This window comes from Microbacterium aurugineum, assembly GCF_023101205.1.
GTDB classification, from domain to species: Bacteria; Actinomycetota; Actinomycetes; order Actinomycetales; family Microbacteriaceae; genus Microbacterium; species Microbacterium aurugineum.
In genome coordinates this window covers 3,270,038-3,288,897 of the sequence record NZ_CP078078.1, presented here as the reverse complement: position 1 = coordinate 3,288,897, position 18,860 = coordinate 3,270,038, and the positions used below count along the sequence as shown (strand labels likewise).

Here is an 18,860-nt window from a genome sequence, read left to right as displayed (position 1 = left end):
CGCGGCCGCGCGGAGACCGTCACGCGGGCGGCCACTGCGGATGCCGGGCCACGGCCACGCGTGCGGCGAGGTCCGTGCGGACGGGGGAGGACACGGCGTCGAACCCGAGGGCATCGGCCCACCCGAGCGCCAGGAGTGCGTGTCCGGCTGCGTTCGGGTGGAACGCGTCGTCGAGCAGCCCCCACGCCATGTCGTCGTTGCCGGGGCCGGTCCCCTCGGAGAAGGCGGTGAACGCGGCGTGCTGGTCGACCAGGATCACCCCTTCGCGCGCGGCCACTTCACGGACCGCCTGCGCGAACTCGCCGATGCGGGCGCGGTCGGGCGCGTGATGCAGGTCCACGGTCGGCGGGGTCTGCAGCACGGGGATCCCGCCGTCGTCCCGGGCGCGCCGGACGACCTCCGTGATCGAGGCCGCGAACGCCGTCACCTCGATCACGGGGTCGAGCCATTGTGTGGTGCAGTCGTTCGTGCCGATCATGAGCGTGACGACGTCGGGCCGCCAGTGCGTCACGCGGCGCGCGAAGTCGCCGAGGATCAGGTCGGCCCGCCATCCCGTGATCGCCGTGTTGACCACCGTGTCCTGCACCCGACCGGCATCACCGCGGATCAGCTCGTGCAGGTGGTCGACGTAGTTGCGGGCGCCGCGGGTGTGGATGAGGCCGTGCGTGATCGAATCGCCCGTGAACACCCAGGTGAGCGGTGCTCCGGAGGCGAGCAGCCCCCGGAGCACCGGAAGGTCATCGGTCATCCGGTGACCTTCAGCTGCACGTCGATGAACCGCGGACGGTAGATCGAGGCGTCGTCGTACACGTCGCCGACGTTGTCGAAGGTGTTCACGTTGTACGACACGAGGATGCGGTTGCCGTGTCGCAGGTTCGGGTGCTCGTGCGCGTTGTAGGTGAACACGTCGGGGTCTGCGTAGCTGCCGAGCGCGCCGGTCTCCGGGGTGCGGTACAGCTCGACCGGATCGGTGAACGGTCCGGTCGGCGAGCACGAGGTGCGTGCGACGATGCGGGTGCTGAACAGCTCGGAGGTGTCCTGCGTGACGAGCAGGTAGCCGTCGCGGAACGGCGCCACGCTGAACTCGTTCGCCACATACGGCACCACGGGCACGGCATCGGCCTCGGACGCCGACCAGGTCGTGCCGTTCCAGTAGGTCCACGTGCCCGTGAGGCCGTCTCCGCCCTGCACCTTGGCGACGTAGGCCGAGCGCACCCCGCCGGGGTCGGCGATGCCGTAGACGTAGGTCGTGCCGCGTTCCTCGAGCGTCCACGATCCCCAGTTGATGCCGGTCGCAGAAGGCAGGTCCACGATGCTGTCGAGCTGCAGCGTCCGCCCGTCGAGCGTCGCGAGCCGGTTCGCGGTCCACGCGAAGTCCCATTGGCCGGTGCCGGTGCGCGCGAACTGCAGCAGCGGAACCTGCACGGTGCCGTGACGGCCGGGCGTCGGGTCGCCGATCCAGTACCACTTGCCGTCGGGCTCGGGCGGGATGATGCCGGCCGGATCCTCCGGCGTGCCGCCCGTGATGGTCGTGAGGTCGCCGCGGCGGTCCTGCACCACGACGGAGTTGTTCACGAAGGGCGAGTCGGTGGGGCGTGATCCGTCGGGGTTCACCGTGCCGAGGAAGGTGTCCGAGAAGAACCAGCCGGTCTTCCCCTTGCCGAGGGGCAGCGAGTAGGTGCTGTCACCGCCGGTCCACTCCCCACCGGTGTTCCCGTAGGTCGTGAACGTCTCGGTCAGATCCTGGTTCACGCTCGCCGTCGCCGTGAGCGTCTTGTCGACCAGCGAACACTGCCCGTTCCCGTTCCCGTTGCCGTGTCCGTGCTGCCCGTTGCCGTGCCCTCCGCCGGCGGGGACGGCCGCGCTCGCCGGAGCGGCGAACAGGGCCCCCGCGCACAGGGAGGCGACGGCCAGGCCGGCCGCGATCATGCGTCTTCTCATCTCGATCACTCCTTCGTGTTCGTGTGGGTACTGCGTGGTGGTCGGGGCTCAGCCCGCGGTCTCGGTGATACCTCCGGAGGCGTGGATGTCGTAGTGGCGCTCGCCGACGCGCAACCCGCGCAGCACCGCCTGCGGGTCGAGCGCGGCGACGCAGCCCGCGGCGCGCACCGTCCCGTCCGCGGCGACCGAGACGCCGAACAGGGCCTCGATCACGAGCTCGATCCAGGCGCCGGACGAGGAGCACGACCAGTCGATGATGTACGGCAGCTGCGGCGGGGCTTTGCGGGCGCCGCCGTTGATCCCGGGCACGGCCTCTTCGACGAAGTGCGCCTGCCCCATCGGGCCCTGGTTCGCGGTGCGCGACAAGCCCTCGACCCAGGAGGTGAGCACCTCGGGGGCACCGAGGGCGGCGAGCGCGCGACCGGCATCCGCAGGCCAGGCGGGGTAGGCGCCGTTCCACTGGTGGTCGGGGCGCGGACTGTAGCTGGCATCGGCATCCCACGGGGAGAGGGCGCGCATCCAGTTGTCGGTCTGCAGCTCGCGCTGGAAGAACGAGACCATGTCGTCGCGCACACCGGGGGTCAGGTCGTCGGCGATCGTGGTCCCGACCACGCTGAAGTCGTAGCAGTGCCGGACCGGGAGCTGCGTGCCGTCGGGCTGTCCGGCGGTGAAGATGCCCTCGCCGGGGACGTAGCGCGCGATCACTGCGGGCAGCAGGGCCTCGGCCTCGGCGCGCAGGTCGGCCGCGGAGGCGCTGTCGCCCTGGAGCTCGGCGAGCGAGGCCGCCGTGCGCATGCTCCACACGTTCGCGGCGTTGAGGCTCGCGACCTCGTGCGTGTATGAACTCACGCACTCGAGCGGTTGTCGATCTCTCCGTAGTCGGCCAGGGGCGTCCCTCGGCGCAGGTCCTTCCAGGCGGTCGCCCATTCCCGGACGGAATCGGCGACGGTCTGGCCGCCGACGACCTCGTCGAGGAACGCCGTGTCCCCGGTGAAGCGCACATAGTCGTGCACGAGCCGCGTCATCGCGTAGTCGTTGACGGAGTACCACCGGCCGACCGGTCCGCCGGTGAGGGACGAGGTGCCGAAGTGCGAGTGGATGTCGAGGGAGATCCAGTGCCGCAGCTGGGAGCGCATCTCGCCCGGGTCGAGCAGCGCGTGGCTCACGGAGCTCAGGCTGTAGTCCCAGATGAACGTGGTGGTGCCCCAGTAGTTGGGCATCAGGGTGTCGTACGAGCGCCCGAGCACGTTGCCCGCGAAGTCCCGGCGGAACCAGATCACGCCCAGAGCGGCCCACCAGTACAGGCGCCGCAGCGGAGCGGAGGTCGTCTCGAGCACGGGCAGCGCGCCGGAGAACTCTGCGTCGTCGGGGTCGAAAGCGGCGTGCAGCTGGCGATTCCAGAACTCCTCGGCATCGGTCACCGCACCGGGGACGTCGGCCGTGACGAGGTCGAAGGTGCGGGTGGCGTCGGCCACGGAGGTCCCGATCGCCTGCACGTATCCGGTGCGGCTGCTTCCTCTGGCCGGCACGGCGAGCGACGTCGTGAGCTCTCCGCCGCGGCCGTTGCCTCCGATGCCGGCGTCGAAGGCGTCCGGCAGCTCGGCGACACCGCTCAGGGCGGCGGATCCGCCCACGATCCCCTGCACGCTCCACGCCGTGCCATCCGCCGAGGAGAACGTGAGGCGCTCGCCGTCGACGGTCGCGGTGTCGCGCTCCGAGGGGGACTCGGCGTCGAGCCAGGCGGTGTCCGAGCGGGTCGCCCGAGCGGCGGCCGAGAGTCCGAGTCGCACCACCCTGTCCATCGCCCCGGTGTTGTGTACGACGATGTCGATCGCGACCGCCGTCCTCCCCGGCACGCACACGGTGGTGGTCTCGACCTCCAGGTCGCCGACGGTCGCCCGCCGCACCACCCTGTCCGGACGCCACTCGTGCGTGACGGGTGCTCCGTAAGAGGCGAACAGTCGGCCGTCTACGAACAGCACCGCCGTCTGGGTGAGTCCCTGCGACACGGGTGGGAACTGCACGGCGCTCACCGCGGTCAGATCGTGGTCCACGCGCACCGTGCCGAGCATGTTGGTGAGGCCGGTCGGCGCGATCATGTCGTCGAAGTGGTGGGTCACCGCATCGGCGGCGAGGTCATCGACGGTGGGGATGAGGGGATGCATGATGCCTTTCGAGGGGCGGGAAGCGTGTGGGGTCAGTACTGCCCGAGTGCGAGGCCCTTGGCGAAGAAGCGCTGCGTGCACAGGAACAGCACCACGGTGGGGAGCGAGACGAGCACGGCCGCGGCGAGCACGACCGACATCTGCGCACCGCCGTAGGTGCTCTGCATGCCGGACAGGGTCGTGATGATGGGGCGGATGTCGTCGGACTGGCTGAGCGTGAGGCCGAGCAGCAGGTCGTTCCACACGAAGGTCGCCTGCAGGATGAAGATCGCCACGAGGGCGCTCGACGCCATCGGCAGGTACATGCGCGTGAAGATGCGCCAGGTGGTGGCACCGTCGAGCACCGCGGCCTCGAACACGTTGTGCGCGACGCCGGTGAAGAAGTTGCGCATCACGAATGCCGAGAACGGGATCGAGATCACGGTGTAGATCATGATCATCCCCAGGCGGGTGTCGAACAGGCCGGTGCGGGAGTACGCGTCGAACAGCGGCAGCAGCACCATCTGCAGCGGGAACACGGTTCCGCCGAAGATCACGACGAACCAGAGGAAGCCGCGCTTGAGCCGCAGGGCCACGATCGCGAACCCGGCGGCGGCACCGACGAGCACCGCGATGGTCGGCGAGACGATCGAGTAGATGAGGGTGCTCACGATGCTGTCGCCGATGCCCGAGAGCTCCAGCGCCTGGCCGAAGTTCTCGAACAGGTGGAAGTCGGTCGGGATCCACGACTCCTTCGACGTGAAGGTCAGCGGGTCCTTCATCGCGTTGACCACGAGGAGGTATGCCGGCAGCAGCCACACGATCCCGAGGAGGACGAGCACGGCCGTTCTGATGATCTTCGACATCACATCTCCTTCTTCGGGGAGAGCTGCTGACGCAGGTACAGCACCGAGGCGATCAGGGTGATGACCGTCAGGAACACGGCGATCGCGGAGCCGAGTCCGTAGTCGCTGTTCACGAAGGTCTCCTTGTACATGGTCAGCGCCAGGGTCTCCGAGACCGTGCCCGGTCCGCCCTTGGTCATGCCCCACACGATGTCGAAGGTCTTCAGGCTCGCGACGATCGAGAGTCCGACGACCACCGCCGTGAGCGGACGCAGCATCGGCCACAGGATGCTGGTGAACAGGCGCGGGCCGCCGGCACCGTCGATGCGTGCGGCCTCGAGCGGTTCCTTCGGGATCGCCTGCAGTCCGATGGTGAACAGCAGCGCGTTCACGCCGACGCCCTGCCACGAGGAGGCGATGATCATGACGATCGTGTTGAGCGGAGCATCCAGCAGCCATCGGGGCGGGTCCGTGATGCCGAACGCAGCGAGCGCCTGGTCGAGCGCGCCGCCCGAGGAGAGGATGAACGACCACACCACGCCGACGCCGATGCCGGAGAGGGCGTAGGGGATGAGGAAGGGGAGGCGCAGCCAGATGCCGCCGCCGAGGTTCCAGGTGAGCAGAGCGATCGCGAGACCGATGCCGACCGGGATGATCAGGGTGCCGATCACCCAGAGCACGGTGTTCAGGGCCGAGCCCACGAAGTCGCCGTCGGTGAATATCTCGACGTAGTTGTCGAGGCCGATCCAGGTCGGGCTGCCGAGCCCGTTGTACTTCGTGAAGCTGAGGAACACCGTCCACAGCAGCGGGAGGTAGAGCAGGACTGCGACCAGGATCACGCCCGGGGCGACGAAGCCCCGGGCGGACCACTGGTACGGCGTCTTCTGGTGCGCCATCCGCTCGCTTACTCCTGCTCTGCCCAGTACTTGTCCGCCGTGGCCTGGATCTTCTCCAGGAACGGCATCGGGTCACCGGGGTTGGCGTTGAAGGCGCCGAACTGCTCGATCGCGGTGGTCACGATCTCGGTGGGCATGGCTTCGAAGAACCGGTCGTAGAGCGAATAGCCGTCGCCGGCGATCTGCTCCCCGATCTCGGCCAGGGCGGGGTCGGACACCGTGGCCTTCGGGTTGAACGCGACGTCGCCGTGCGCATCGTTCCAGGCCGTCTGGGCATCGGGCGACATCCACCACTCGGCGTAGGCGAGACCGAGGTCGCGCTGCTTCGAGTTCTCGGCCGTGCAGATCGGACCGGACTCGACCGCCACCGGAGTGGTGTCGAGGCTGTCGTTGACGGCCGGGATCGCGAACATCCCGTAGTCATCGGTGGTCATGCCGGCGCCCTCGAGGTTGCCCGCGAAGAACGTGCCGAAGTTGATCATGGCGTAGTCGCCCTGCTTGAGGCCGACCGCGGGGTCGGTCGTGCTCCCCGCGTCACTGAACCAGCCGGCCTTCTGCTCGTCGAGCCACACGTTCATGATGTCGACGATCTCGGGGTCGGTGTATTTGACGTCGCCCGTGGTGAGCCCGGCGTACAGATCGGGGTCGGTGGAGGCGACCAGGTGCTGGAACCACTGGAAGGTGAACAGCACGCTGGTCTGGTAGTACGGCGTGACCCCGCCCTCCTTCAGCGTCTCGGCGGCGGTGTTCAGCTCGTCCCAGGTGGTGGGCACCTCGACGCCGTTGTCGGCGAAGGCGGCCTTGTTGTAGAACATGATCCAGTAGGCGATGTTCATCGGCACGCAGTACTGCTTGCCGTCGAAGGTGTAGCTGTCGCGCAGGTCTTCGCTCACCCAGCCCTCGTCGACGGCCTGGGACCAGATGTCGGTGGTCTCGGCGACCAGTCCCTCGTCGACCAGCTGCTTGAGCGAGTCACCGGTGTGCCAGGTGAACAGGCCGGGTGACTTGTCGGTGCGGAACGACTGCTTGATGAAGGCGTCGTACTGGTTGGCGTCGGAGTACCCGGTGGTCTTCAGCGTGATGTCGACGGCGTCGCCGCTGACCTCGTTGAGCGACTCGAAGTCGGGCTTCCACGCTGCCTTGTCGGTGTAGAAGTTGAGCGTGCCGGTCACCTCTCCGGCCTCTCCGGAACCGGAGTCGCCGGCGCACCCGGCGAGTGCCAGGGTGCCGAGGAGGAGACCGGCCGCGGCTGCGGCGATCGTGCGTCGCGAAATCATTCAGAACTCCCTTGTTCGTTTGGTATCGTTACCAGAAATCTGGATTCACGCTACCAAGGTGATGGATGCGGTGCAAGGGATTCCTGTGGTGGGAGTCCCCGGCGATGGATGCTGCATGGTGCGCGGTGTTCAGTTGTCACTCGTGCGCGAGCCGCGCACGTAGGCCTTGACGGTCGCGAAGCGGGCGCTGCGCGAGTTCTCGGTCCGTTCGATCCGGTACGCCCCCACCGCTGCCGGGACGATGAACGTCTCGGCGTAGTGGATCACGAAGGGTGCGAAGGCGTCGGTCGGGCTCACCACGCGCACCTCGTCCCCCTCGACCAGGTTGAGCACGTTGACCGTGCCCTCGGTGTCGTGGTCGGCGCCCTGTTCGAACCAGTGCCGGCGCACCTCGATGAACTCCAGTTCGTGCAGGCCGGTGCTCTCCTCGATGACGTCACCGTCGGTGCGGATGGTCTCGACCTGGTCGAGGAGGTTGTCGCCGACCCACGTCGTGTCGCGGTCCCATTGGATGTTGCGGGCGCCGTGGTCGAGGTGCACGGGGCGAGGCACGCCGTCGAGGCCGACACGGCCCCAGTCCCAGAGCTTGAAGGTGAAGATGAACGGCGTCGCCGAGATCTCGAGAACCATCGAGTTCGCGCCCGAGCAGTGGATGGTGCCCGCCGGGATCGCGAAGTGGTCGTGCTTGCGGGCCGGGAAGGAGTTGACGTACTTCTCCGCCGGGAAGGGGTGCTCGCCGTCCTGCGCGGTGGCCAGGTCCTGCAGCATCTCGGCGCGGTCGATGCCCTCCTTCGTGCCCAGGTAGACCACGGCGTCGTCGCCGACGTCGAGCATGTAGTAGCTCTCGTCCTGCGTGTAGTGCATGCCGAACGTGTTCTGGATGTAGTCGGTCAGCGGATGCACCTGCAGGCTGAGGTTGCCGCCGTCCATCGTGTCGAGGAAGTCGAAGCGGATCGGGAACTCCGCGCCGAAGCGGGAGAAGGTCTTCGCGCCGAGCAGATCGACCGGGCGGCTGAACACCAGGTCGAGCGCGGGGATCTCGACCACTCCGCCCTCGCCTTCGAGCAGCAGCGAGTTCTCCTCGGGGACGCAGTCGAAGCACCACGCGTAGTTGTCCTTCGAGGGGTCGAGTCCGATGAGGTTCTTCATCCACTGCCCACCCCAGACGCCGGGGTCGAAGAACGGCACGACGCGGAACGGCCGGGACGCGGCATCCTTCAGCGCCTGCCGGAAGGCGGTGCCCGTGATCATGCCCGCCTCGGGAGAATCCGGATGCGGCTCGGCGGGGGCGATCGCGTTGCCGTCGAGCACGAAGTCGAGTGTGTCGAAGAGGCTGCGCTTGTGGCGGTCGGCGACGCGCCACTCCACGAAGAAGCCGCGCTTGTACTTGCGCAGGTTGTCTTCCGCCGCGTTGTCGGCGCGCCAGTTGGTGGCACCCTTGCGCTGGCGCAGCTGGATCTCCCAGCGGGCCATGTCGACGAGCACCGTCGCGGCGGAGCCGTCCAGGCGCGGCGCCAGGAGAGCGGCGCCCCAGCCGATCACGACGGTCGGGGTCTGCGTGATGCCGGCGGCGAGGGCGTCGAGCTGCGCGGCGTCGTAGAAGTCGGCGAGGGTGAAGTGGCTCATGACGCCGAAGACCCGGTCATCGGTGAGGTTCGGTGCGATCAGCTGCTCGACCTCGGTGACCGGGCGAGCGGCGGTCTCGACATCCTGCACGGTCCACTCCGGCAGGGCGGATCGCACCTGTGCCGTCAGGGTCGGGAGGTCGACGCCCGGGTACGTGTCCACGAGGAGCACGGGGGCGGTGCCGGTCACGCGTGCACAGGCTTCGGCGAGCTCGGCCGCTGCTTCCCAGCCCTCGGCGCCGCGGAGGATGCGCTCGCCCTCCGGCAGGGCCACGGTGGGCTGGGTGTCGTAGCGACCTCGGGTCGTGTGCCCTTCGTGCATGTCGCTGATCGGGGTGGTCACTTTTCCTCCTGCGGTGTTGCGGTGTGGGTGGTCGTCGAACGGGCCAGGACGCTGAGTCCGCGGGCTACCGAGAGCTCGGGCTCCGGCGGGACGACGAAGCGCGGGGGCGTCATCGAGGGCCAGAGGTGTGTGCGGACGTGGGCTTCGATCGGCGCACGGACCGCGTCTCCTGCACGGAGGATTCCGCCGGAGAGGATCACCACGGCCGGGTCGTAGGAATGCACGAGCGACGTGACGACCGCGCCCCACACGTGCAGGAACCTCGCCCGGAGTGCCGCATGCGCGTCGGTGGTGAAGACCTCGGTCATCGTGACGGCCTCCGGGAGGGCGCGTGTGCTCGCGAGGGCTTCTCCGCAGCCGACGTTGCCGCAGGGACAGAGGGGCCCGTCGAGGTCGACCGTGAGGTGTCCGCCGAGGATGCCGGCGTGCCCGGTGCGTCCACGCAGAGGTGTGCCGTCGATCATGGCCGCCGTGCCGATCCCGGTGCCGAGGGTGACGAGCACCGCGTCATGTTCTCCGGGTGCGCTACCCGACGACGTCTCGCCGATGAGGGCGGCCCTGGCGTCGTTCTCGACCGTGGCGGGGAGCCCGAACTCGGTCAGGGACCAGGCGCTCAGGTCGAAGTCGCGGAGGAAGTCGTACTTCGCGTTGGCGTGCAGCATCCGTCCGGAGTGCGGGTCGACGACGCCGGGGACCGCGATGCCGACGGCCTCCGCGGGGCGGTGCGCGTCGTCGAGGAGACGGTGGGCTTCCGCGGCGGCTACGGAGAGGTCGGCGCTCGTTCCTTCGATGCGGACCCTGCGTGCTGCGACGACACGGCTGCCGTCGATCAGGGCGAGTTTGATCTCGGTGCCCCCGAAGTCGGTACACAGCTCCATCGGTCCTCCTCGTCGATGATTGGTAACGTTATCAATGCGGTGGAGGGGTGTCAACACTGCACGAATGTCGGGAGCTTTGCCGCCTGCACGGTCCGTCTGCCCGGATTCTCCCGACGCCTGTCCCTGCTCCCGACAGGTGTGCGCAGAGCCCGCGCAGTGACAGTCTCGTGCAGGTGACGTCAGCGCACGCCGCGGAGTGAGACCGGCAGCTCGATCTCGCGGGTCGCGGCGTCGAGCTTCCCCCCGTCGAGACGGTCGAGCAGCAGACGCGTGGCGGCTCGGCCCAATTCGCGCGGGTCGTGGTCGATCACGCTGATCGGCACCGGCGAGAGCTCGGCGAGCTCGAAGTCATCGAAGCTCACGATCTCCGGGAAGTCGGTGGCACGGCGCGATCCGGCGTTCAACTGGGCGCTGATCTCCTTCAAGGCACCGATCGCGTTGCGGTTGTTGGCGCAGAAGATCGCGGTGGGGGGATGCGCGGCGTCGAGGAGAGCGCGGGTGGCGTCGCGGGCCTGGTCGACGGTCTGCTGGTTCGTGGCGACGATGTCCGGGTCGACGGTCAGACCGTGTTCCGACAGGGCGCGGACGAAGCCGGCGTAGCGGCGCTCACCGGTGAAGATCGAGAGCGCGTTGCCGAGATAGCCGATGCGGGTGTGGCCGTGCTCGATGAGTGCGCTGGTTCCGCGGTGGGCGCCGTCGTCGTCCGCGAGCACGACGCTGTCGGCAGCGAGCCCCTCGATGCGGCGGGAGGCGAGGACCACGGGGACACCCTGACTCTGGGAATGGGCGAGGTGCGCGGACGAGGTGCCGGCGGGGACCACGATGAGCCCGTCGACCCGGCGGCCGAGGAAGTCGCCCACGAGGTCGGCCTCGCGTGCGGCGTCTTCGGACGTGTTCCCGAGGAGGATGCGACGGCCCGTCAGTGCGGCTTCCTCCTCGACGCCCAGCGCGAAGGTGCTGTAGTACGGGTTGGCGATGTTCGTGATCGCGACGCCGATGAGTCCGCTGCTGTGGCCGGGGCGGATGCTGCGGGCGTTCTCGTTGCGGTGGTAGCCGAGCTCGGCGACGGCCTCCATGACGCGCTGCTGCACGTCGGGCTTCACGTTGAGTCCGCCGGAGAGGGTGCGCGACACGGTCATGGGGCTCACGCCCGCTCGGGTCGCGACTTCCTTGACGGTCGGGCGGCGCGCTCGTTCGCTCATCACTGCCCTCCGAGGTGTGGTGTCGCCGATCAAGGGAACGTTACCAGCGGGGCAGCCGCGGCGCGTCGCGTTCACAACTCCTCAAGAATCCTGTCGTTGCAGTCTTCCCCGCCCTGCTCTGGGCCGAATGGGCTGAATTTTGCGGAGTTGTGAACGCTGCAGACCCGAGCCCCTCCCCCTGGGGCGTCGTCACGCACCGAAATCTGACCTGCACCGGCGCGCGGCCGTCCGTAGATTGGTCGGATCCTGCCCGGGAGGAGACCATGCCTGACGACTGTCCGTCGCATCCGTTCGATGCGCGAACCCGAGTGCACCTCGATCGTCCGCAGAGCCGCAAGTGGAGCCTGCATCCCGGTCGGATCGGCGCGTGGGTGGCGGAGATGGACTTCGGGATCGCGCCCGAGATCGCCGACGCGCTGCACCGCGCGATCGATGACGAGAACCTCGGCTACCTGTCGCCCCCGCAGGCTGCAGAACTCGGAGAGGCCACCGCCGCGTGGATGCGGGACGAGTACGGCTGGGCGGTCGACCCGGAGCGCGTGCACCCGGTGTCGGACGTGATGGCGGCTCTCGGCGTCGCGGTGCGGGAGTATGCGCCCGCGGGGTCGCCCGTGATCGTGCCCACACCGGCGTACATGCCGTTCCTGACATATCTTCCGGCGATCGGCCATCCGGTCATCGAGATTCCGGGTGTCGAGGTCGACGGGCGGTGGCAGCACGACCTGCAGCGCATCGACGAGGCCTTCGCTACAGGAGCGCGCACGCTCGTGCTCTGCAATCCGCACAATCCCACCGGCGCGCTCCTCGGTCGCAAAGAACTCGAGGCGATCGCGGAGGTGGTGGAGCGGCACGGCGGACGGGTCTTCGCGGACGAGATCCACGCCCCGCTCCGCTATGACGGCGCCCCGTTCGTGCCGTATGCCTCGATCTCGGATGCCACCGCCGCCCACACCGTCACGGGGACGAGCGCCTCGAAGGCGTGGAACATCCCCGGACTGAAGTCGGCGCAGCCGATCACCTCGAACGACGCGGACCAGGCGCGGTATCGACGGTTCGGCTTCGCGGTGCAGCACGGTGCGTCGACCCTAGGGGTTGTGGCCTCGACCGCCGCATACCGTCACGGTGGGCCATGGCTGTCGGACGTGACCTCGTACCTCGACGGGTCGCGGCATGCGCTCGCGGCGCTGGTGGACGAACACCTGCCCGGTGCGGTGTACCGCATTCCCGAGGCGACATACATCGGCTGGATCGATACCGCTGCCCTGCGGATCCCGGGGCCGCCCGCCGAGTTCTTCCGCGAGCGGGCGGGGGTCGTACTCACCGAGGGGCGGCTGTTGGGTCGCGGTGCGGAGAGCCATGTGCGAGTCGTGTTCGCGACGCCACGTCCCATCCTCGCGGAGGCTGTCACGGCGATGGGTGCGGCGGTTCGGGAAGCCGGTCTCCTGCGCTGACGGCCTCCGCCTCGAGCTCCCGTCAAGAGGGTGTCAAGGGGCTCTGCCGGTGTCGGTGGTCTGGCGTAGAAAGGAATGCGAGAGAAGGGATTCCGCATGGCCGCCGGCGATATCGAGACGTTCCACCGCAACGGCATCTGGTTCAACCGCATCGAGGGTGAATCGCAGACGTTGGGCAGCAGCTTCGAAGATGAGGCCGAGGCGGTGAAGGTCGGTCGCAGCGCGGCGGTCGCGCGCCAGGTCGCGCACACCGTGCGCACGGAGGAGGGGCCCTCGCCGGAGGCGCACATCTACGATCTCCACCCACGTGAGCTGATCGGGTGACCGGGGCGCCCTCGGATCCGCCTTCGCGCCAGGAGTCCGAAGGAGGGATGCTGCTGCAGGCATGTGTCAACGGTGCCCGCGATCCGGCCGAGCATCCGTGGTTGAGTGCGGATGCGAGCGTTGTCGCCGAGGATGCGGCGCGGGCTGTGGATGCGGGCGCGCGGGAGGTGCACGTGCACCCGAAGAACGCGCGTGGGAACGACAGCCTCGCAGCGCCGGACGTCTCGCGGTGGGTCTCGGCCGTCCGCGCGGCGCGGCCCGGTGTCCCGGTGGGGGTCACGACCGGGGCGTGGGCGGAACCCGATGTCGAACGTCGTCTGGCGGCGATCGCGTCCTGGACGGAGGCGCCCGATCATGCCTCCGTGAACTGGCATGAGGTCGGTGCTGACGAGGTGGCGGCTTCGCTGCTGCGCCGTGGCATCGCGGTGGAAGCGGGGCTGTGGGATGCGTCCGGATTCGAGGTGTGGAAGCGTTCGCCCGTCCGGGGTGAGTGCTTGCGGGTGCTGATCGAGTTGCCGGATGAGCCGGCGGAGACCGTGCGCGCGCATGCCGAGGCGATGATCGCGCACGTCCGGCTGGAGGAACCTGACATGCCGATCCTGCTCCACGGTGAGGAGAGGTCGACCTGGCCCGTGTTCGATCTGGCGGTCGAGCTCGGCCTGGCCGCACGGATCGGGCTGGAAGACACGCTCCTCCTTCCCGACGGCAGCACGGCGCCCGGCAATGCGGCGCTGGTGCGGGTGGCTATCGAGCGGATGCGGGGAGTCTGACCGACCCGGCAGCGCCCCGGGGGCATCCTGGGGTCATGTTCGGTGAAAACGTGCTTCTCTTCATCCTGTTCTGGGCGGCCGTGTTCCTCAGCGGCATCCTCATCTCGTGGCTGGTGATCTACTCGGCCGTGCGCGCGGCTCTCTCCTCGCATCGGCAGGCGATGGCGCGTGACGGGCGTCCGGGTCAGGTCTGATCTCCGGGCTCTTCGGCTGAACTGCACGGTCGCCACCCGGGCGGGCTCGGTCGTGTCTTCCCGGGAGCCCGGCCTGCGTGTGACACGTTCTTCTCTATGACTGAATCGCCCGTCGTCGCTGCCGATCCGATCGAGCGGTCGCGCGCTCTGCCGCTCTTCCTCGGCATCGGTGGTGCCGTGCTGGGCCTCTTGCCGTGGGCGATTGCCGGCACGTTGCCGTTGCAGAACCTGTGGGCGTCGCCGACGATGCCGGAGGACATGCCGTTCGTGCTGCTGCCGCTGAGTCAATATCAGGCGACGCTGCTCTTCTCTCTGGTGCTGCTCGGCGGGGTGTTCGCCGGCATCGCGGTGCACGTGGTCGCGCGGCGCCGCGACGTCGCAGTCTGGCCGGCGGCTCTCGGTGTCGCGGTCGTGCATCTGGTCGCGATCATGCAGAGCTTCGGCGTGTTGGCCGGAGGGCTCGGGCTCGGCCGTGGGGGTGACTCGCGCGCGATGCTCTACTTCGCCGGCATTCTAGGTGGCGTGATCGTGGCAGCCCTCCTGGCGCAGCTCGGCGTGTGGATGACGTCGCGCCGCTCGATCGGTGTCGCTGCGCTCGGTGTCGCGCTTGCGGCCGTGCCGTTCGGGAGCTGGGTCGGCCGGTGGTTCCTGGCTTTCACCGGCGAGGTGTTTCCGCTCGTGTTCCTGCCCGAACTGCTGCGGTGGATCCCGGCGATCGTGGTCGGCGCTGCACTCGTCTGGTGCGGGGTGCGGCCGGCGCCGCGGATCGTGGTGTGGGTGGTGGCGCTGCTGTCGCTGTGGCTGGTGCCCGCGCTGTTCACGGCTATCCAGTACGGGCTCGGGATGCGGGTGCTCGACGGTGATGTCGCAGAGATGGCACGGGTCTCGGTGCAGTTGTTCCCGATGGTGCTCGCGGAGGTGTGGCTGCCGGTGGTCGTGGCTCTCGTGATCGCAGTGGTCGGGACGGTGGTTCGGATGGTGGTGGAGCGCGATCGTCCGCGTGAGGTCACCGGCGAGCGCGTGCTCTGACCGCCCCCGATAGGGTGCAGGCATGGAAGCGACACAGGGTGATGCAGCGACCGTCTCGGCGGAGGAAGCGCAGCGGACGATCATCCGCCGCTGGTCGTGGACGGTTGCGGTGGGACTCCCGCTGATCGCGACGATCGTCGGTATCGCGCTCACGAACACCGGGACGATCGAGCAGTGGAACTCGCTCGGCGATGACATGTATGACATCGTCATGCTCGCCGTCTGGCCCGCCGGCCTCGTGCTGCTCAGCGTCGGACTGCTCGGTCTGATCGCGACGGCTCTCACTGCCGCGGTGCTCACGACGAGGCGCTCCTCCTAGCCCAGACGCGAAACGCCCCCGCCGTTCGGGTCGGCGGGGGCGTCGGTCTCGCGGGTGCGGTTTACTGCACCGACCATCCGCCGTCCGAGGCGAGGATCGCGCCGTTGATGTTCACGGCATCGTCCGACAGCAGGAAAGTGATGGATGCCGCGAGGTGCTCGGCCGTCGCCACAGTCGGGATGGCCTGCTGGAACGGGGCGAGCCGGCCGGAGCCGTACTCGGACATGTGCGGGGGCATCGGGATGCCGGTCGCGACGCCGCCCGGGGCCACGGAGTTCACGCGGATGCCCTTCGGCCCGTACATGAAGGCTGCGGACTTGGTGACGCCGATGATGCCGTGTTTGCTGGCCGTGTAGGCGTTGCCCGAGGCGTTGCCGCGCAGGCCCGCCTCGCTCGAGACGTTCAGGATCGCGCCGCGACCGGCCGCCTCCATGACGGGGATGACCGCGCGCATGAGCTTGAACGGAGCGGTCAGGTTGATCGCGATCACGCGGTCCCAGACGGCGTCGGGGGTCTCGCCAGCGGGCGAGAAGTCGTCGTTGATGCCGGCGACGTTGGCGAGACCGTCGATGCGGTCGCCGGCGGCAGCGAGGACGGCGTCGATCGCGTCCTGCGTCGTGAGGTCGCCCGCGACCGTGACGATGTCGGCGTCCGGAAGTTCGGTCTTGAGGGCGTCGAGCTTCTCGGCGGCGATGTCGCTGGCGATCACGCGTCCGCCTTCGCGGGCGATGCGCGCGGCGGTGGCCTTGCCGATCCCGGAGGCGGCGCCGGTGACGATCACGGTCTTCCCGGCGAAGCGACCGGCGGTGGGCTTCTCGGTCCAGCCCTCGGAGGCGTCGTCTTCGGGGATCTCGCCGCCGTTGGCCGCGCGGACGAGGTCGTCGACGACCGACTGGGGGAGCTGGCCCTGGCTCATCGCGACGAGCTGCTGCAGGGGGAGGCCGAGCACCGGGGTGAGGAGCTCGGGATCGGCGCCGGTCTTCTCGAAGAGTCCGCGGATGAGGGGCCCGCCGGTCGGGTCGTTCATCCAGTCGCCGATGGTGGAGTGTGCGGTGAGGGCCATGCTCGTTCTCCTTGTTCGGGTTACGCAACGGTGCGTCTACTTATGTTCCAGTGTACGCCTGAGTACGCTCGGAGGGTGCCTCGTCCTCGTAGTGAAAGAGCCCGCCAATCCGTGCTGGAGGCGATGCGGCGCGCGCTCGCCGCGGGTGGCTACGACGCCGTGACCATCGAGGGGCTCGCGGAGGCTGCGGAGGTCTCGAAGCAGACGATCTACCGGTGGTGGCCGTCGAAGGCCGCGATCCTCGGTGAGGCGCTGCTCGAAGGCGGATTGCCGGGTGCCGAGGTGTCGGTCCCGATGACGGCCGATCTCGGGGCGGACCTGCGGGCGTGGTTCTCGGCGATGAGTGCCGCGCTGGCGGATCCGGAGGGCGTCGCGGTGGCTCGCGCGTTGATCGTGGTGACCGCGTCGGATCCCGAACTCGGCTTGGCGTTGAACGAGAAGCTCGCGGCACCGATCCGCGAGTGGGTCGCGGGACGGGTCGCACGGGCGGTCGAAGCCGGAGACGTGCGGGCCGATGTGGATGCGGCGGCCATCGCGGATCAGTTCATCGCGATGGCCAGCTATGCCGCTCTGCTGGGGCGACCGTTGAGCGATGGACGGGTGGACGCGACGGTGGCGGTGTTGCTGCGGGGGATCGGCGCGTAAGCGGGACTAGAGCTCGTGCCGGTGGAGCAGCAGGAGAGCGGCGGCGGCGACGCGGATGGAGGCGTCGTCGACGTATCTTCCGCCGATGATGGCGAGCAGCAGCCCTTCGATGGAGCGGAGGATGGCATCCACCTGGCGTGCGTGTGAGGGGTCGCGGCGGATCCCCTCCCACCGGGATCGGAACGAGCGGAGCAGTTCCAGGATGAGTCCGATGAACGCGGCGGTCCGGCTGTCGATCCCCAGCTCGGCGGTGGCCGGCCACCATTGCTCGCCCATCGATTCGTCGAGGTTCGCCAGGGCGCGCTCGAGGGTGTCCTGACCGAAGAGGTCTTCGCACGTGCGCATGAGGCTCTCGCGGTCGAAGCTGTCCCAGTGCGGGGCGGGCGGCAGGGCGACGGTGTCGGCGGGGAAGGGCACGGCTTCCGAATACGGAGGTGCCGAGTCGCGCTCGGCCTCGCGGGCATTCAGCGAGGTCAGGTCGGACTGGATGAGGGAGAGTCGTTCGCTGATGTCCCCGCCCTGGGTGGTGACGGCGGCTTGCAGATCTTCCAGGCGTGACCGGGTGGCGGTGGTCGTGTCGTCGATGTGGGTGGTCTTGTCGCGAGTTTCGGTGACCTTCTCCTCGACCTTCTCGACCAGCTTCTTGAGCGTGACGCCGAACGCGCTGAACTCCGAGAGGTCGGGCCAGAGCAGCAGGAGAACGAAGATCACCGCAGCGAGCACGCCCGCGCTCGTCAGATTCGGGCCGGCGCAGGTGCGTGTGATGCCGTCCTTCTCGGAGTCGACGACCTCGCACACCTGGAACCATCCGGTGAGCGACAGGTAGACGGCCAGCCCGACGATGACGAGGACGAGAAGGTAGCGGAGGACCCGTCCGCCGGGGCTCTTCAGCGCGTCGTGGAGCTTCTCCAACCGGCCCGGCGTGGGCTTGGGGTCCTTTTTACGGGTGTCCGCCGTCATGGGGCTCATGGTGGCAGAACTCCAGGTGCTCCGGAAGGGGTGCTGCGGAAGGGGGCTGCGTCAGGACTCGGTGGCGATGGCAGTGCCGCGACCGTAGGTCGGTTCCGGTGCCACGGCGAATGCCGGGGTCACAGGAGCAGTAGCCTGCATGCAGACGGACTGCAAGTCCTTCGTCTGCACGAGCTCCGGCTCGTTCGCTCTGTCGTAAGGAGAAGGAGTCTTGGAAGCATCGCTTTTCAGCTGGTGGGGGCTCATCATCAGCGTCGCGGTCGTCGTCGCCATCCTCGCGATCGCCTTCCTTCTCGTGCGGGCGGTCGTCCGTTGGGTCAGGCGGCGAAGGCGCGGGAGTGCTGCCCGCGGGTCGGGTGGGGCGACGGGCTAGCTCCCGACATTCGCTTGCGGTGTCGTCGTCGCCGTGCGCCCGTCCGCGAACCGCGCCTGGGCTCGGTCATGCCGCTTGCCGACGGGAACGAGCTCCGTGGCCTTCGGCAGGCCCATCGGCTTCGTTGACACGTAGACGCTCTCGGCGGTGTCGACGCGGAAGGTCTCGTGCCAGACACCCACGGCTCCCGGCGCCTTGCGGGCGGCGCGGTTGAAGGCGGTCCAGGCAGGGCGGTGCTCCTGGTTCGGGCTGGAAGCGTAGGCGTAGAGCTTGTCGACCGACGACCAGTACTGCACGACGTAGGGTCCGCCCGAGCCGAGGAGCAGGTGGTAGCCGAGCAGGCCCGAGTCGGGTTCGGTGCTGAGTTCGCGCAGCATCCGAGGCATGGCGACGAAGGCCGGCATCCACAGATCGGGGCGCCACCAGCGGTTGATCTGCATCCCGATGTGAAACACGACGAGCTCACCCTCGTGGCGGTGGGTCATGCGGCCCGTGATGACTTTCGACATGGAATCTCCTTGATTAGATAGCGTCACTATCCATAATGGATAGCGCTACTATCGATGTCAAGA

Annotated in this window: 21 protein-coding genes; 8 read left to right on the top strand and 13 right to left on the bottom strand. The window is 68.6% G+C overall.

Going from position 1 to position 18,860, the window contains the following annotated elements:
* Positions 1-19 precede the first annotated feature (19 nt).
* The 10 genes from KV397_RS15800 to KV397_RS15755 all read right to left on the bottom strand — a co-directional run bounded on the left by KV397_RS15800 (position 20) and on the right by KV397_RS15755 (position 11,151).
* Positions 20-748, bottom strand: a complete 729-nt coding sequence (locus KV397_RS15800) for an SGNH/GDSL hydrolase family protein (protein WP_261811699.1) — start codon at positions 746-748, stop codon at positions 20-22.
* The gene (locus KV397_RS15795) at positions 745-1,941 is read right to left on the bottom strand and encodes a DUF4185 domain-containing protein (RefSeq protein ID WP_261811698.1); all 1,197 of its coding nucleotides are present in this window, start codon (positions 1,939-1,941) and stop codon (positions 745-747) included. The genes KV397_RS15800 and KV397_RS15795 overlap by 4 nt, the downstream gene beginning before the upstream one ends.
* 48 nt (positions 1,942-1,989) lie before the next feature.
* Complete coding sequence (locus KV397_RS15790; protein WP_261811697.1) at positions 1,990-2,790, bottom strand: hypothetical protein; 801 nt, start codon at positions 2,788-2,790, stop codon at positions 1,990-1,992.
* Positions 2,787-4,106, bottom strand: a complete 1,320-nt coding sequence (locus KV397_RS15785) for a hypothetical protein (protein ID WP_261811696.1) — start codon at positions 4,104-4,106, stop codon at positions 2,787-2,789. The genes KV397_RS15790 and KV397_RS15785 overlap by 4 nt, the downstream gene beginning before the upstream one ends.
* A 32-nt stretch (positions 4,107-4,138) precedes the next feature.
* Positions 4,139-4,951, bottom strand: a complete 813-nt coding sequence (locus tag KV397_RS15780; RefSeq protein ID WP_047523681.1) for a carbohydrate ABC transporter permease — start codon at positions 4,949-4,951, stop codon at positions 4,139-4,141.
* The gene (locus KV397_RS15775) at positions 4,951-5,826 is read right to left on the bottom strand and encodes a carbohydrate ABC transporter permease (RefSeq protein ID WP_261811695.1); all 876 of its coding nucleotides are present in this window, start codon (positions 5,824-5,826) and stop codon (positions 4,951-4,953) included. Before KV397_RS15775 ends, KV397_RS15780 begins: the two co-directional genes overlap by 1 nt.
* Positions 5,827-5,834: 8 nt before the next feature.
* Positions 5,835-7,103 carry an ABC transporter substrate-binding protein gene (locus tag KV397_RS15770; protein WP_256535556.1) on the bottom strand — a complete coding sequence of 423 codons (1,269 nt, stop codon included), beginning with the start codon at positions 7,101-7,103 and terminating at the stop codon, positions 5,835-5,837.
* 129 nt (positions 7,104-7,232) lie between these two features.
* Entirely contained in the window at positions 7,233-9,071 is a 1,839-nt protein-coding gene (locus tag KV397_RS15765; RefSeq protein ID WP_261811694.1) for a class I mannose-6-phosphate isomerase, read from the bottom strand.
* On the bottom strand, positions 9,068-9,949 hold the full coding sequence (locus KV397_RS15760; protein WP_261811693.1) for an ROK family protein: 882 nt from the start codon (positions 9,947-9,949) through the stop codon (positions 9,068-9,070). The genes KV397_RS15765 and KV397_RS15760 overlap by 4 nt, the downstream gene beginning before the upstream one ends.
* Positions 9,950-10,128: 179 nt before the next feature.
* Positions 10,129-11,151 carry a LacI family DNA-binding transcriptional regulator gene (locus KV397_RS15755; protein WP_131493067.1) on the bottom strand — a complete coding sequence of 341 codons (1,023 nt, stop codon included), beginning with the start codon at positions 11,149-11,151 and terminating at the stop codon, positions 10,129-10,131.
* Positions 11,152-11,414: 263 nt separating this feature from the next.
* On the opposite strand from KV397_RS15755, the gene KV397_RS15750 reads away from it, so the two are divergent.
* The 6 genes from KV397_RS15750 (at position 11,415) to KV397_RS15725 (ending at position 15,238) form a co-directional block, all read left to right on the top strand.
* Complete coding sequence (locus KV397_RS15750) at positions 11,415-12,602, top strand: MalY/PatB family protein (protein WP_261811692.1); 1,188 nt, start codon at positions 11,415-11,417, stop codon at positions 12,600-12,602.
* A 96-nt stretch (positions 12,603-12,698) separates the two neighbouring features.
* Entirely contained in the window at positions 12,699-12,926 is a 228-nt protein-coding gene (locus tag KV397_RS15745; protein WP_047523674.1) for a hypothetical protein, read from the top strand.
* 47 nt (positions 12,927-12,973) lie between these two features.
* Positions 12,974-13,696, top strand: coding sequence for a 3-keto-5-aminohexanoate cleavage protein (locus tag KV397_RS15740; RefSeq protein ID WP_261811691.1), 723 nt, complete (start codon positions 12,974-12,976; stop codon positions 13,694-13,696).
* Between the two features lie 35 nt (positions 13,697-13,731).
* Positions 13,732-13,890, top strand: a complete 159-nt coding sequence (locus tag KV397_RS15735) for a hypothetical protein (protein WP_153243347.1) — start codon at positions 13,732-13,734, stop codon at positions 13,888-13,890.
* Positions 13,891-13,986: 96 nt separating this feature from the next.
* On the top strand, positions 13,987-14,919 hold the full coding sequence (locus KV397_RS15730; protein ID WP_261811690.1) for a hypothetical protein: 933 nt from the start codon (positions 13,987-13,989) through the stop codon (positions 14,917-14,919).
* 22 nt (positions 14,920-14,941) lie between these two features.
* On the top strand, positions 14,942-15,238 hold the full coding sequence (locus tag KV397_RS15725) for a hypothetical protein (protein ID WP_261811689.1): 297 nt from the start codon (positions 14,942-14,944) through the stop codon (positions 15,236-15,238).
* Between the two features lie 61 nt (positions 15,239-15,299).
* On the opposite strand, the gene KV397_RS15720 is transcribed toward KV397_RS15725, so the two are convergent.
* Complete coding sequence (locus KV397_RS15720) at positions 15,300-16,301, bottom strand: SDR family NAD(P)-dependent oxidoreductase (protein WP_261811688.1); 1,002 nt, start codon at positions 16,299-16,301, stop codon at positions 15,300-15,302.
* 75 nt (positions 16,302-16,376) lie between these two features.
* On the opposite strand from KV397_RS15720, the gene KV397_RS15715 reads away from it, so the two are divergent.
* The gene (locus tag KV397_RS15715; RefSeq protein WP_240740529.1) at positions 16,377-16,946 is read left to right on the top strand and encodes a TetR/AcrR family transcriptional regulator; all 570 of its coding nucleotides are present in this window, start codon (positions 16,377-16,379) and stop codon (positions 16,944-16,946) included.
* Positions 16,947-16,952: 6 nt separating this feature from the next.
* Here KV397_RS15715 and KV397_RS15710 read toward each other — a convergent pair whose 3' ends face one another.
* Entirely contained in the window at positions 16,953-17,906 is a 954-nt protein-coding gene (locus KV397_RS15710; RefSeq protein WP_261811687.1) for a hypothetical protein, read from the bottom strand.
* 220 nt (positions 17,907-18,126) lie between these two features.
* Between KV397_RS15710 and KV397_RS15705 the strand changes: the two genes are divergently transcribed.
* Complete coding sequence (locus KV397_RS15705; protein ID WP_248569897.1) at positions 18,127-18,288, top strand: hypothetical protein; 162 nt, start codon at positions 18,127-18,129, stop codon at positions 18,286-18,288.
* On the opposite strand, the gene KV397_RS15700 is transcribed toward KV397_RS15705, so the two are convergent.
* Entirely contained in the window at positions 18,285-18,797 is a 513-nt protein-coding gene (locus KV397_RS15700) for a DUF4188 domain-containing protein (protein ID WP_248569896.1), read from the bottom strand. The genes KV397_RS15705 and KV397_RS15700 overlap by 4 nt on opposite strands.
* Positions 18,798-18,860: the final 63 nt, after the last annotated feature.